The 14,291-nt window shown below is 65.6% G+C and carries 12 protein-coding genes; 3 read left to right on the forward strand and 9 right to left on the reverse strand.

The window, feature by feature from the left end; genetic code table 11:
- Positions 1-1,313 precede the first annotated feature (1,313 nt).
- Complete coding sequence (locus tag V5F68_RS15690; protein WP_394013450.1) at positions 1,314-1,736, reverse strand: DoxX family protein; 423 nt, start codon at positions 1,734-1,736, stop codon at positions 1,314-1,316.
- A 98-nt stretch (positions 1,737-1,834) separates the two neighbouring features.
- Between V5F68_RS15690 and V5F68_RS15695 the strand changes: the two genes are divergently transcribed.
- On the forward strand, positions 1,835-2,845 hold the full coding sequence (locus tag V5F68_RS15695) for a LysR family transcriptional regulator (RefSeq protein WP_394013451.1): 1,011 nt from the start codon (positions 1,835-1,837) through the stop codon (positions 2,843-2,845).
- Positions 2,846-2,902: 57 nt separating this feature from the next.
- Here V5F68_RS15695 and V5F68_RS15700 read toward each other — a convergent pair whose 3' ends face one another.
- The 6 genes from V5F68_RS15700 to V5F68_RS15725 all read right to left on the reverse strand — a co-directional run bounded on the left by V5F68_RS15700 (position 2,903) and on the right by V5F68_RS15725 (position 10,945).
- Positions 2,903-3,364 (reverse strand): hypothetical protein, encoded by a 462-nt coding sequence (locus V5F68_RS15700; protein WP_394013452.1) that lies wholly within the window; start codon positions 3,362-3,364, stop codon positions 2,903-2,905.
- 159 nt (positions 3,365-3,523) lie between these two features.
- The gene (locus V5F68_RS15705) at positions 3,524-4,822 is read right to left on the reverse strand and encodes an MFS transporter (protein ID WP_394013453.1); all 1,299 of its coding nucleotides are present in this window, start codon (positions 4,820-4,822) and stop codon (positions 3,524-3,526) included.
- A 181-nt stretch (positions 4,823-5,003) separates the two neighbouring features.
- Positions 5,004-7,433 carry an EAL domain-containing protein gene (locus tag V5F68_RS15710; protein WP_509274396.1) on the reverse strand — a complete coding sequence of 810 codons (2,430 nt, stop codon included), beginning with the start codon at positions 7,431-7,433 and terminating at the stop codon, positions 5,004-5,006.
- A gap of 401 nt (positions 7,434-7,834) precedes the next feature.
- On the reverse strand, positions 7,835-8,410 hold the full coding sequence (locus V5F68_RS15715) for a Spy/CpxP family protein refolding chaperone (RefSeq protein ID WP_394013455.1): 576 nt from the start codon (positions 8,408-8,410) through the stop codon (positions 7,835-7,837).
- Positions 8,411-8,559: 149 nt separating this feature from the next.
- On the reverse strand, positions 8,560-9,480 hold the full coding sequence (locus tag V5F68_RS15720; protein ID WP_394013456.1) for a metallophosphoesterase family protein: 921 nt from the start codon (positions 9,478-9,480) through the stop codon (positions 8,560-8,562).
- Between the two features lie 97 nt (positions 9,481-9,577).
- A complete protein-coding gene (locus V5F68_RS15725) occupies positions 9,578-10,945 on the reverse strand; it encodes an NAD(P)H-dependent oxidoreductase (RefSeq protein WP_394013457.1) in 1,368 nt (455 codons plus the stop codon).
- Between the two features lie 170 nt (positions 10,946-11,115).
- On the opposite strand from V5F68_RS15725, the gene V5F68_RS15730 reads away from it, so the two are divergent.
- Together V5F68_RS15730 and fae are read left to right on the forward strand one after the other, a co-directional pair.
- Positions 11,116-12,396 carry a glycoside hydrolase family 2 TIM barrel-domain containing protein gene (locus tag V5F68_RS15730; RefSeq protein WP_394013458.1) on the forward strand — a complete coding sequence of 427 codons (1,281 nt, stop codon included), beginning with the start codon at positions 11,116-11,118 and terminating at the stop codon, positions 12,394-12,396.
- A gap of 198 nt (positions 12,397-12,594) precedes the next feature.
- Positions 12,595-13,104 carry a formaldehyde-activating enzyme gene (gene fae, locus V5F68_RS15735; protein ID WP_394013459.1) on the forward strand — a complete coding sequence of 170 codons (510 nt, stop codon included), beginning with the start codon at positions 12,595-12,597 and terminating at the stop codon, positions 13,102-13,104.
- A 34-nt stretch (positions 13,105-13,138) separates the two neighbouring features.
- Here the strand turns inward: fae and V5F68_RS15740 are convergent, their stop codons facing one another.
- The gene (locus V5F68_RS15740) at positions 13,139-13,501 is read right to left on the reverse strand and encodes a tRNA-binding protein (protein WP_348844498.1); all 363 of its coding nucleotides are present in this window, start codon (positions 13,499-13,501) and stop codon (positions 13,139-13,141) included.
- Positions 13,502-13,551: 50 nt separating this feature from the next.
- Positions 13,552-14,217 (reverse strand): TetR/AcrR family transcriptional regulator, encoded by a 666-nt coding sequence (locus V5F68_RS15745; protein ID WP_394013460.1) that lies wholly within the window; start codon positions 14,215-14,217, stop codon positions 13,552-13,554.
- Positions 14,218-14,291 lie beyond the last annotated feature (74 nt).

A 14,291-nucleotide genomic window follows, 5' to 3' on the forward strand; every position in this document is an offset into this window, starting at 1 on the left:
CCACTTCCGCCCCGGTACGCGAAACGATAGGTGAGCCAAGGAACAGGGCCTCCGCCCGCAATTCCGCTCCCCCGCCGCGCACGCGCAGCCGAACACCTAGCAGCGGCGTTGCCTGGCCACGGGATCCCGCAAACCCCCCAGCCTGCACCCAAGGTGACCACTGAACCTTCCGGACGCCGCTGCGAACCTGATACTCAAGCCCGTACGACGGTGGGACCCCGGCAACCGCTATACCTTCAATCGGCAGGGGAGCCGCAGGACCCCCGAGCCACTCGCCGGGACCGACCCGGACATCGCCTCGACGCGACAGATGACCCAGCACCTGGACAGCCGCCGAACCAGGTCCGGGGACAGAGACGCCGCCAAAAGGCACCCGCGGGTCCGGCTCAACAGCAGAAACCGGAGCACCGAGCGCGCGGGAAATCGGCTCGAGGGTAATGCGCGCCTCAAGCGATCCACCGGGCTCGGAGGCCCGCACCGCGATCCGCAGGCTTGCGGGTGCCGTTGCGCGAACCACCAAGGCAGCGCCTGGAGCCGAAAGCACTCCATTGGCCGCGCGCGGATCGGAAATAAGAGAGACGGACTGCTGCGACCTCGGATCGCATACAACCTCTACGAGCGGGGAGAGGCGAACATCAGCGCCAGAGGCATAGCGCAGAACGTAGAGCCCAGGCTCCACATTCACGCTTGAAACCCTCATGTCGCTGTTGGCTACCACAGACGCCCCCAATGGCCCTTGAATCCGTTGATAACAAATATGCCTGCTCGGGCCACCAGCGTCAATCACACTATGCTTCGCGGCACCGCACAAGCTTAACAACACGGACTCGATGTGGCATCAAAACCGCAGTAAATTTAAGATATATTTTTAACATAATTCATTTAGACGGCGGTATTTTTCAATATTATACTACAACATTCTATGAATATGCACAATTTAAGCTTTGGAATGCCATGATTTTCTCAATTCTATCTAAGATATTCGAAGATCGCTGCTATGCAGCACGATCGTTGTGCAGTTGCTCCACCTCCGGATGCGCAGAAACGATGGGAAATATGGCGGCGCGTTTCATGACAGGCGCCGCTTATTTGGGTTTCGATTTTTTTTTGCCTATTTTTCCACCATGGGTGCGATGCGGGGATGTCACGTCCAAAATGACATCCAACTTCGGTATCATACGACTGTCGGGGTAACCACAGCGGGTCTTGTAGCCACCGGTGGCCTTCGCGAAGGCGCGAAAGCCACCGTTTTGGACGCAACCTTCAGATACCGGCGGGGGAATCGATGCCCCCATCGAGGTACCTAAAGACGGTTAGCGCGCCAACTGCGGGCGATGCGCGAATGACGCAGCCTTGAGCGCGAACGCCCCCTCGCCCGTCAAAGCCACTACAACCGAGACGATTACCAGGAAGGCGGGATATTCCCAGCCGCCCCCGGCGCTGGAGAACAGAAAACCGTTACCCACATGCACCGACAGCGCCCCGAGCATCACCGGGATGAGGAGCAGCGCGACCTGGCGGGCGTAAACACCGGCGATGATCAGCAGACCGCCGACCAATTCGACCCCGATCACGGGTAGCGCCAGAAAGCCCGGCATGCCGACATTGGCCAGGTAGCCGGCAAAACCGGGAACGGTGAACACCACGTACTTGATGAGAGCATGGGATACCCACATGCCACCCAGGGCCACGCGCAAAAGGAAGAGGCCGTAAGGGGCCGTGCGAAGATCGATCATTGGAACCTCCAGGGTTTGGAACTGTTCCGACAGGTAGCTTTTCTGCTGGCGCACAGCCATACTCGCAATTGCCGAGTTTCGCTTGCATGGATGCACACATGATTGCGTGGGACGATTTTCGCCTCGTGAAGGCCGTGGCCGAGACCCGCTCGCTTGCCGGCGCGGCCGAAGTCCTCGGCGTAAACCATTCCACGGTGTTTCGCCGGCTCGGCACCTTGGAGGCCACGCTCGGGACCCGGCTGTTCGAGCGCGCGCGCAGCGGCTATGCCCCAACCCCCACCGGCGAAGAGATGGTGCGGCTTGCCGATCGCATGGCGGAGGAGATCACCTCGGTCGAGCGCCGCATCACCGGCCAGGATCTGCGGCCCTCGGGCGAGTTGCGGGTAACCACCAACGATACGCTGCTGGTGCACCTGCTCACCCCAATCTTCGCCTCGTTCCATGCGGCCTATCCGGAGATCCGGCTGGAGGTGCTGGTTTCCAATCAATCCCTCAGCCTCACCAAGCGTGATGCGGACATCGCCATTCGTGCCAGCGAAAAGCCGGGTGACACGCTGGTGGGACGCCGTATCGCGACCATCGGCTGGGGGGTCTATGGGCGGCCGGACCTGCTGACCCGCGCCCCGTTCGATTCCGCGAACCTGCGGGCGCACCAATGGGTCGGGCTCAGCGAGAATTTCGCTCAGGTCGGGGCCATGAAATGGCTGCGCGAGCGCGCGGGGGACGACCGCATCGTCTATCGGGTGAACACCGTGCTCGGCCTTGCGGAAGCAGCAGCTGCGGGCATCGGGCTCGCTGTCCTGCCCTGCTTCATCGGCGCGGCGACGCCCGGCCTGGTCCGCCTGGTGGCGCCGGATGCAGAGATGGTCGCAAGCCTTTGGCTGGTCACCCACCCGGATTTGCGCGCTACCGCGCGGGTGCGCGCGTTCATGGATCACATGGGGCGCGAGCTGATGCGCCACCGCTCCGCCATCGAGGGAAAAGAAGAAGGTCGCCCACCGGAGAGCGAATTGACCGAAGGGCGGTCATCGCCGACGGGTGGCAGGGATGCCTGGGATCTGGCTCATGAGGCCTCAGAAGAGGGGCTCAGCCCCCAAGGGCCGGATTGATCGGCGTGGCGTGCTCTCAGCCGGCCGCCGCGACGACGGCCCGGCTCCGGCGACGCGCTACTCGGCGGAGGTCTGCGCCACGGCATTGTCCCGCGATTTGGGACGGCGGCGTGTGGCGACCTGCGGATTGTCGGCACCCAGGCGCGTGAATTCGCACCACATGGTCTCCACACCGGCCAGCGAGCCGCGGAACGTGGCCGCACCGGTCTTGTTGACCTCGAAGCAGGGTTCGAAGGTCATGCCCTCAATGAACCCGCACACATTCTCGCCCCGCACGCGCACCGTATTCGGCGGCAGGCGCACATAGCGCGCCGGACCCTGGGAGCGAAGCGTAATGGTTCCCGCAACGGAACCGTCAGGGAAGATACGGCCGGCACCGGTCGTGCCTTCAAAGCAGTTGAACGCGAATGTCCGCCCCACGACGAAGGCGCGCGCCTGATCGGGATTGAGGCTCTGTGCGCCAGCCGACCCCATCCCGAGCAAGGTCCATCCGGCGGCCGCAAGTAAAATGCTTCGCATGTCTCTTCGATAAGCGATTTTGGTTAACAAAGACCATGCACCGGAGCGCCAGCCTGGGCAAGGATACAAAGCCAGCTTTCGCCGGCGGCCGGATCCGGCCTGCCGCGCCCCCATCCTCGAAGCCGTTGCAACCGCCGGAAAACAGCGGGACGGGCGCGACTATTGCGCGCCGCTGGGCAGCACGCGCTCCACGGGGCGTTCGCGGATGGGCAGGTTGATGACCGCCGACGCGAAGGAAAGCGCGACGGAGAGCCACCACACCATGTCGTAGGAGCCGAATGCCTCATAAAGCACGCCCCCCAGATACACGCCGAGAAAGCCGCCCACCTGATGGCTGAAGAAGGCGAAGCCATAGAGCATGGCCATGTAGCGCGTGCCGAACATCAGCATCACCAGTCCGGACGTGGGCGGGACGGTGGAGAGCCACAGCAGGCCGATGGCCGCGCCGAACAGAAGGCAGGTGAGCGGTGTAATGGGAAAGAGGATGAAGGCGGCAATCGCGACGCCGCGCGCCGCATAGATGGCCGCGAGCAGGTACTTCCGGGAAAATCGGTTCGACAGCACGCCCGCGCTCAGCGAGCCGACCACGTTGAACAAGCCGATGAGCGCCAGGGTGGACGCCCCGACCCCGGCGGTAATGCCATGGTCCGCGAGATAGGCCGGCATATGCACGGTGACGAAGGCAAGCTGGAAGCCGCAGGTGAAAAAGCCCAGCACCAGCAACACATAGCTCGGATGGCCAAAGGCCTCACCCAGGGCGCAGCGAATCGACTGCCGGGGGGCCGCCACCGGCCCGCTCGCCCCCGCCTCCGTGCCGCGGGTGGACAGCGCGAACGCAAGCGGCACCACGAGCAGCAGCACCGCGGCGAAGATCATCAGGGTTTCCTGCCAGCCCACCTGGGAGATCAGGCCGGTGGCGAGCGGGGGGAACAGGAACTGCCCGAAAGAGCCCGCCGCCGTGCCGGCGCCAAAGCCGATCGAGCGCCAGCGCTCCGGCAGCAGCTTCCCGAAGGCGGCTAGAACAAGGTTGAACGAACAGGCCGAAAGACCGAACCCCACCAGCACGCCGGCGCTGAGGTTGAGCAGGCCGGGCGTGATGGCAACCGACATGAGCGCCAGGCCCGCCGCATAGACCACCGCGCCGGCGCACATTACGCGCACGATGCCGAAGCGATCGGCAACCGCCCCCGCGAATGGCGACCCGAGACCCCAGAGCAGGTTCTGCAAGGCCAACGCGAAACCGAACACGTCGCGGCCCCAGCCGAACTGGTTGGACATGGGCAACAGGAAAAAGCCGGACGACGCGCGCGGACCGAATGACAGCAGCGCAATGAGGCATCCCGCGAACAGCACCAGCAGCACCGGCGTCGCGCCGCCGCCCTTCTTCGGAACGGCCGGCGCAGGGGACGCGGCGGCGGGGGAACGCGCCGGAGAATTGGATTCCGTAGAGGTGCGCATTGCCGGTGACCTGGTGACGAGGAGCGGATTTTCCCGAATCTGGGATTTCAAGGTTCGACGGAGCGATGGCCCCGCGCCGACGCACGCGTCGACGGCAAATGCCGCCTCCTGATTAACGCAGAGTATGACCGCGCGGAACCTGTGAAAAATCAAACTTCTTCACGTCGCCCATGCGCGGCGTTCATGAATGCTCCTGCCCGGAGCGCGCGCATGTGGTGACGAGGCAGGCTTCCGCCGGACAGGCCGCGAGCGGTGCCGGGCGGCCGGTGAGATATCCCTGCACCGCCGGGCACCCCTGCTCGGCAAGCCAGGCGAGCTGGCCTTCGCTTTCGACGCCTTCCGCCACCACATAGATATTCAGCGTCTGGCAGAGCTGGAGGATGGTGGAGACGATGATGCGCGAGCGCTGGTCGGTTTCCACATTGGCGATGAAGCTGCGGTCGAGCTTGATCTTGCGTATCGGCAGCCGGTGCAGGTAACCGAGCGAAGAGTAGAAGGCGCCGAAATCATCGATGACCACGCCCACCCCGAGGGCATGCAGCCGCTCGAAGGTGGAGACCGCCTCGTCATGCTCCTCGATCAGGACGCCCTCGGTCACCTCCAGGCGCAGCCGGCCAGGGTCGAGCCCGGTTTCCGCCAGCACATTTTCCACGAGGGCCGGCAGGTCGCCGAACCGGAACCACGCAGCGGAGACGTTGACGGAGACCCAGCACGGCAAGGCCCAAGTCGCGGCTTCGCGACAGGCCGCGCGCAGCACGAACTTGTCCAGCTTCGCCCATTGGCCCGACGTTTCGGCGCGCGCCACGAAAATGCTCGGCGCGATTTCCCCATGGCCGGGCCGGTACCACCGCGCCAGAGCCTCATGGCCGATCAGCCGGCGATCCCCGGACGCAACGACTGGCTGCCACACCAGCCGAATGTGCCCCGCCTCGATGGCGGCGGCGAGGTCCTGGTCGAACAGGCGGCGTTCGTTGCGTTCGCGCTCGATGGCAATGGTGAAGCGGGCAGGTGCGGACAGCTGGGAATCCCGCGCGGCCAGCAGGGCGATGGCGGCCGCCTGGAACAGGCGGCTTTCCTCGCTCGCATCGCCGGGGCCGATGGCATAGCCCATATAGGCCACCATGGGCACCGGCTGGCCCTCGATGACAAAAGGGCTATGCAATTTCTCGAGCACCCGTTCGCCGAGCGCACGCATCGCGGTGTCCAAGGCTTCGCCGTCCAGGTCCTCTGGCCGAATTTCTGCGCGGGCCTCACCCTCCCCCGCCTCGCCGGCCCCCGAGACGCCGGACCAGAGAATGCCGAATTCATCGCTTCCCGTGCGGGCGACGACGGCCTCCTTCGGCGCCGCCGCCACGATGCGGCGCGCGGCATCGATGATGCGCGCATCGCCGGCCTCCTGGCCGAACAATTCGTTAATGAAGCGGCTCTCCCGCAAATCCACCAGGATCAGGCCGACATGCCCGCCTGCGCCCGGGCTGAGGGCCCGCGACGCCGCGGCGCGCAGAGCGGTGCGGTTCGGCAAGCCCGTCATCTGGTCGTGGTCCGCCAGCCAGGCGACGCGTTCGTTGGCGCGTGCCGCCGCCAGTTCGGCCTCCTTGCGATCCGTGATGTCGAAGGCGATACCGTCGGCGATGCTCTCCCCCGGCCGCGTGGTCGTCGCGTTGATCTGGGTGTGGGTCTGGATCCATCGCACCGCGCCATCGGGCCGAATGACACGATATTCCGCCACGACCGCCCCTGCCCCCGGGGCAGAACTTTTCTCGATGGCGGAATGCACGAGCGGCAGATCGGCCGGATGGACGACGCGCAGGAAGGCGTTTGGGTCCGCAAGCATCGCTTGCGCGGAAACGCCCAGAATCTCCTGCGCCCGGTCACTGACATAGGTGAAGACCAGCTTTTGCCCTGACCCGAGCCGGCGCTCGTAAAACACGCCCGGAATGTTGGCCGCGATGGCGGCGAAACGCTGGTGGCTCTCGGCAAGCGCGGCGTGGAGCGCCCACCGGTGCTGCGCGAACACCAGTGCGCCGCCGAGGGCCAGCGTGGCGGTCGGCATCATGACGAACAGCAGCACGACGTTTTGCGCGGCGAGAGATGCCTCCTCACCGGCCGCGCGCGGCAACAGCAGGACGAATGGCGCCACCACCGCCAGTAGCAGCAGGACGCTCCACCCTGTCGACCGCGCGAGAGGCGGATCGGAGGCAAGGCGCCAACCGGACCCCGCCACAACGGCCGCGCCGACCGCAAAGGCAAGCGCCGCGCTTGCGGCGTCCCACGCAGAATCCAGAACGCCCGGCACCAAGGCCGCGCCGACCACCACCAGGGCGGCCGCGCCACCTGCCGCTGCCATGCCGAATGCCGGCCCAACCAGGATGAGGGGCACGATAGACAAGCTGTAGATTGATGCGTTGTGGGAATCGTGGGAGATCGCGGCGCATGCAAGCGCGGCACACCCGAACGCAATTCCATAAAATAGAGAGGATAACCCGCTCTTCCGCTGCCTGAATTTATCGTGGATCGCAATTATAGAAAGCATCAACGCGACCATCACGGCTGCGTTTCTTAAAAACCCGTCCACATAAGTCCAGAAGGGACTTTCGATCACCCGATACACCTTTTCATTTTACGATTTAATGGCTCTATACGCAGACAGAGTAAGGCCCTGGAATATCACGAGCCCTAGAACGGCCTTGGATTAGGAGCGTGCCCGCGAGTGTGATCGCCGCACCTTCGGCCCACGCACCAAGTTCGCTTGCTGGCAGAGCCCGGCATCAGGCCGGCGCGCCCTGCCCCGAAGATGAACATCGCCGCCCCCCTCAGCGATATTTTAAAGCAAAGCCTAAGATGACGGCGTCACGGGTTTCGTTAAATGAACCAGAAGCTGCAATTTTCTCCGCTACTCGCTGCACGGCTAAAAACAAAAACGCCAGCCCCCGCGGGACTGGCGTTTCAGTAGTCTTATCTGGATGCGAAATCGGTCGCGACGATCCCGAAGGCCGCCCCGCCGCGGTCGGATCAGCCGCGCTGGTGCGGCCGGCCCTCATGCATCTTGTGGCCGGGGCCGCGCGGCATTTCCTGGCGCACCAAGATCTGGAGGCGGCGCTTCTGGCCCTCGTCGAGGGTCTTGTAGAGCGGATCGGCGGCATCCGCGATTTTCACCAGATCGGCAGCGCGGGCGTTGAGGCCCTTAGCCGCATCACGCAGACGCTCGATCGCATCCGGCTTGGTGCCCTGCTTGCGCTCGGCCTGGAACGCGGCGAACCGTGCCGCCCGGTCCTTGGCGACATCGCGCAACGCGGTCTCCACGGCAGGCCAGAGCTTTTCCTGGTCGGGGGTCAGCTTCAGGCCGGTCTTGATGGCGGCGATGCGGGCGTCGGTCAGCGCGGCGCGGTCGGCGGGGCTCGGGCGCCAGCTTCCACGCTCGTCGGGTCCGGCACCTTGACCCTTGGTCGCGGGAGCGCCCGGGGCCGGGTTCGCGGGAGTCGCCTGGGTCGCGGGCGCCGTGCTCTGCGCGGATGCTCCCGTGGCGAAACCGGCGAGAGAGCTGGCGAGAACGGCGGCAGTGGCGGCGGCGATAATCGAGGTCTTCATGTCATCCTCCTGGGATGCCTCAATTCTTAAAGTCCCAGCGTTATTCCGCAACTTAAACTTCGGTAATTTAAATATAGCTCCGCTTAAGACATTACTGAATACATGTTCATGAACATTACACTTTGGAAAGGTGCAGTGGTGAGCTTCGCTCAGGCAGCTGGCGGCGTCCCAAAAAGCTGGCGCAGGTCGCGCCGGGCGACATCGGCTTCGCCCGCCACATAGCCCCGGCTCTCCATCTGGCACGCCCATGCCCCGGGCTCTCCAGAGATTCTATAAAGATTATAACGGCCTGGCCCACGGCCATCCTCTGGACCGGCGGAGGCCGAGGGCACGCCCACCACGGGCACGGGGCCGTCCACGCTTTCGATCGTACCGAGGGAGGCGCGATGGTCGTGGCCGTGAAGCACCAGTTCCGCGCCCACGTCCGCCACCACGCGGCGAAACGCGGCCGCATCGCGCAGGTCGCGATGATAATGCCGCTCACCGACCGGCGGGTGGTGGATCATGACGACCCGGAACAGGCCCTCGTTCTTCAGCGAAATCAATATCGCGCGCAGCCGCTCGAGCTGCGCTTCGCCGACTTCTCCGCTGGCCAGGAACACCGCCGTCGGAATGGCCGTGGACACCCCCACCAGCGCGACCGGGCCACGCCGCCGCACATAGGGAAAGGAACCGACATCCAGCGGCGTGTCCGGGGAGGAATCATCGCCAGCCAGAAAAGGCGCCCATCTTTCAAGGTGATAGCTCAGGGCAGAGCGGACATAGGCATCATGGTTGCCGGGAATGACCGAGACGTCCTGCGGGGTCCCGAGCGACGCCAGGAAGGTGGCGCCGGTGTCGAATTCCGTCGGCAGGCTGAGATTCACCAAATCGCCGGTAACGGCAATATGGTCTGGCGCCTGAAGCTTGAGATCGTCCATGAGGGCGGCGAGCGTCGTGGCGCCGAAGTTCCGCCGCCGGGCGCCGATCCAGTTCATGAGTCCGAAGAAACGCTTGCCCAGAATTTCGGAAAGCCGCGCCTCGGGAATAGGGCCGAGGTGCGGGTCGGAGAGATGGGCGAGCACGAACATTCCGGTCGGTCCTTCCGATCCTTGCGGCGCCCTGCTTAGACCATCGCGCGCGCCGGCGCGAGCAGGACTCGCGCCGGGGACGGAAAGTTCCGAAAACTCAAGCAGAAAGCGGTTCGGAAAGCGCGAATTCAGCTTCCATCTGACGCCGGAAACGCAGGGTGTCGCCGTCGGCAATCTCCACATCCGCCCACCGCACCGCCTGCCCTTGCGGCACGCCATGCTTGAGCTTCACATGGTGGGCCAGACCGATGGGGAGCACGCCGTCCCGCAACGAATCTTCCGCCCGCATGATCCGCCCGTAGACCGTATAGCCACCCTCGCCATCGAGCATTTCTCCGGCGCGCAGATCGCGTTTCGCGGTCGCGGCCACATCTGAGAAAAAGCCGATGGCGCTGCCCGTCGCCTCATGCCGCAACGCCGCCGCCGCCACCGAAACACCAAGCTCCATGCCGATGAGATGGAACGGACGATAAAGCGCAGTATAACGGCCGGACGGATCTGTAATCATTCCGTATTCCTTGAAGCAACGCCGCGAATAATCTCCGCGCTGCGAGGGGTCGGCCTCCAGCACCACATAGACACCCCAGCGCAGGTCGCGGAACACGGGCCGCCCGTCGGTCTCCAGCGAGGAGACCACTTCCACCATGCCCGCCTCTTCCAGAATGCCGCCATCCGCCCGGGGCCGCAGCATGCGCGGCAGATCGTCGACCCCGCACGGCGGGAACAGCAGGCCGTCGCGTGGCGCCTTCAGCCCCGTCATGTTGGAGATGGCCGCCCTCTCGATGGCCGACTTCGTCCCATCCACGAACGAGTTGAACATCTGCGGGTTCATGCCGCCCGCCTGCGCCATCTCCTCGGATATGGCGAGGTTCTTCCACACTGTCTCGGGGGTGGATTGGTGGTAGGCCGGCAGATGACGCGTGCCCTTGCCCGCCGCCACCACCCGGAAGCCGCAGGTCTGCGCCCAATCCACCATGTCGCACACGAGGGCCGGCTGGTCTCCGAAGGCCGCGGCATAGACCACGCCCGCTGCATCAGCCCGCCGCGCCAGCAGCGGACCGGCGAGCACGTCCGCTTCCACCGTCACCATCACCACATGGCGGCCATGGGCGATGGCGGCGAGCGCGTGGCGAATGCCCGCCGCCGGACTGCCGGTGGCGTCCACGATCACTTCCAACCCGTCGGCCGCGATCAGCGCGTCTGCATCTTCCGTGAGCACGGTGCCGCCGGTGCGGCGGGCGGTATCGAAATCGGCAACGACCGCTGTGTCCGCATCCCAGCCAGTCTGCGTCAAGGCCGCGCGGGCCCGGCTCACCGACAGGTCTGCAATGCCGAGCAGATGCATGCCGGGCGTGGTGCGTATCTGGGCAAGGAACATCGAACCGAACTTGCCGGCGCCAATCAAACCGACACGGACTGGGCGACCTTCGGCGGCACGGGCTTTCAGTTTGCGGGCGAGATTCATGCGGGCCTCCTCCTGTTATTCGGCTTATTCGGCTCCGTGTGAGCCTTTGCCGTCTTGTCTGCGTCGCGCGCAGTGCGGCTCCTGCCACAATAAGGTGACGTTGCTTGGCTTGTCTTCCTCAGCGTCATGGATCTTATCTGCATACAGCGCCCGTTCCTCAGGAGTCGCCCGTGCGTCTTACCTTCGTGTCCGCCTTGTCGTTTTTGCTCGCGCTCGCCGGCGCCTCTCCGGGAATGGCGAACGGCGTCACCGTGCGGGGCACCGAACTGCTGCTGGACGGCGTACCGTTCGTGCCCAATGGCGCCGCCGGCACGAAACGGCTGGCGGATCTCAAGGCCACCGGCGCGAATGTGGTGCGCACCTATGGCCAGGACCCCGGCGAAATCCTAGACAGCGCCCAGCGCGCGGGGCTGAAGGTGATTGTGGGCTTCTGGCTGGAGCACCCCCGCCGCGGCTTCAACTATGGCGACCGCGCCGCCACCGAGAGCCAACTGGCCGACCTGCAGCGCATGGTCGAGCGTTACCGCACCCATCCAGCGCTGCTCCTTTGGGGCGTCGGAAACGAGGTTGAGACCGAGCTGACCGCCGCCGAGGCGGAGCCGGTGTGGCCGGCCATCGAGCAGGCCGCGAAACTGGTCAAGACGCTCGACCCGGCCCATCCGGTCATGGCCGTGCTGGCGGATACCGGCACCGACAAGGTGGAAACCCTGAAGCGGCTTGCCCCGAGCATCGATGTGCTGGGCCTCAACGCCTATGGCGACAGCTTGCTCACCCTCGTGGGCCGCGCCCGCACCCAGGGCTGGAGCGGCCCGATCATCGTCACCGAGCTTGGCGCGATCGGCCAGTGGCAGGCGGGAAAGACCGCCTGGGGCGCCCCCATCGAGCCCACCTCCACCGCCAAGGCGGACCAGGTGCGCCGGTATCTGACCGTGCTGAAGCAGAGCCATACCGGCGCCTTGCCGTTTTATTGGGGCCAGAAGCAGGAGGTGACGCCCACCTGGCACAGCCTGTTCCTGCCCACCGGCGAATGGACGGAAACGGTGGAAGCCATGGCGGAATCCTGGGGCGGCCAGCCGCCGGCCGAGCCCAAGGGCAAGCAGGACGGGAGCCTGCCGATGGGCGCCAACCACGCGCCGCGTATTCTCTCGCTTCAGCTGCGCGGGCCGAACAGCTTCGATCGCGCGGGGGGCGTGCAGGTGGCACTCGCCGCGACGGACCCCGACGGAGACCCCCTGAAGGCGGAATGGCAGATCATGGGCGAAACCCCGGTGCGCGGCGTCGGCGGCGACGCCGAACCGGTGCCGCCCTCTTTCCCCGAGGCGCTGCACGATCCCTCGCTGAACGGCGTGCGCATCCAGGGATTGGACGCGGGCCATTATCGCGTGTTCGTAACCTTGCGAGATGGGCGGGGCGCCGCCGCCACCGGCAATATTCCTTTCGAGGTCCGATAGCTCGCTTCACCAGGCCGCCGCGCAGCGGCGCGGCGGCTTGCGCCCGGGCGCGCGGCAGGCTTAGGCTTGTGTGGTCAAAGCGCTATCTGGCCAACCGGTTCGGCACGACGCCGAACGCCGCAACAAGGATAGCCGGGCACAGCGGGCCGCGGACCCAAGCGCGGCGTTTCGGCCTTTTCACGCATGGAGACTGCTCTCATGGCGAAGATCGACAAGCTGTTGGTCGGCGAATCCCTCGTCGGCGACGGCAATGAAGTGGCGCATATCGACCTCATCATGGGGCCGCGCGGCTCCTCGGCCGAAACCGCCTTCGTCAACGCGCTGACCAACAACAAGGACGGCTTCACCACCCTGCTGGCCGTGGTGGAACCCAACCTTCTGGCCAAGCCCAACACGGTGCTGTTCAACAAGGTCACCATCAAGGACGCCCGCCAGGCGGTGCAGATGTTCGGCCCGGCGCAATATGCGGTGGCCAAGGCGGTGACGGATTCCGTGGAAGACGGCACCATTCCGGCTGAGGAAGCCGACGACATCTTCATCTGCGTCGGCGTGTTCATCCATTGGGAAGCCACGGACGACGCGAAAATCCAGCAATTCAACTATCAGGCCACCAAGGAAGCCATCGCCCGCGCGGTGAGCGGCGAGCCCAAGGCCGCCGACGTGGTGGCCAAGGCGAAGACCGCGCACCACCCCTTCGCAGCATCCTGAGCCGAAGGCCGCCCGGTCCGCCGCCATCGCGGATCTAGAACAGGCGGCCGCCGTCCGGCACCACATGGCTCGGGCCGATCAGCACCACGGCGCCGTCGGGATCGGGAAAGCCGAGGGTCAGCACTTCGGACATGAAGGGGCCGATCTGGCGCGGTGGGAAATTCACCACCGCCGCCACCTGCCGGCCGATCAGTTCCTCCGGCGCATAATGCACGGTGATCTGCGCGGAGGATTTCTTCACGCCGATCTGCGGCCCGAAATCGATGCGCAACTTGATCGCGGGTTTGCGCGCCTGCGGAAACGGCTCCGCCGCGACGATGGTGCCAACGCGGATGTCTACCTTGAGAAAGTCATCGTAGCTGATCGGCGCTGTCCCGCCCGCCGTGTCGTCGCTCATGGCCCGCTCTCCCGTGCGCGCCGAGTTTAAGCGTGCGCGGTCAAGCCCGGTCAAGCGACGCCGGCTTCCGCGTCAGGGGCTGGAGGCGCGACGGCAGAGCGCCGCCGCTTGCGCCAGGGCAGCGCGATGAAGGCGAGATCGTCCAGCATATCCAGCATCTTCGCGCCGGTGCCCAGCTCCCGGTCGAGCGCCGCCATGGTGCGGGCGAGACCGGGGTCGTCATCCTTCAGCCACGTCTCGAGGAGGCGCGCGAACAACAGGGCGAGCCCATGGGCGCGCACGTCCCCGGCAAGTCCCGCGGTGTCGATGCCGGCGGCCGCCAGCATCCAATGCTGGGATCGGGTGCCGGTCTTCAGCAGGTGCGCCGCCAGCAGGGGATTGCGCCGGGCCGAAGCCAGCAGCGATTCGACGGCGGCGCGGTGGGGCTCCAGCGCGTCGAGCCGGCGCATCAGGACCTCGAACAGCCGCTCCTGCGCACTTTCCCCCTCGATCGGGCCGGATTGGTCCGCGCCGCTTTCCGCCAGCACATGGCGGTCGGTGGCACGGGCGAAGGCATCGAGCAGATCATAGGGCGATGCGCACTCCACCCGCATCTGCGAAAGCGGCACGCCCGCGTGCGCGGCCACGTCCGCGAGGGAAATGCGCTCGAACGGGCGCTGGGACAGGAGGTCGAGAAACGCGCGCAGGCACGCGTCCCGTGTGGTCTCGCAAGTCATGGCGTGCTCCCTTGGGTCCCCGGAACCAAGGTGGTCCCCATGCCGGCACGCGGCAAGGGGCGTGGCGCCGAGAA

Origin of the sequence: Roseixanthobacter pseudopolyaromaticivorans (assembly GCF_043195145.2) — a bacterium.
GTDB lineage: Bacteria > Pseudomonadota > Alphaproteobacteria > Rhizobiales > Xanthobacteraceae > NCEH01.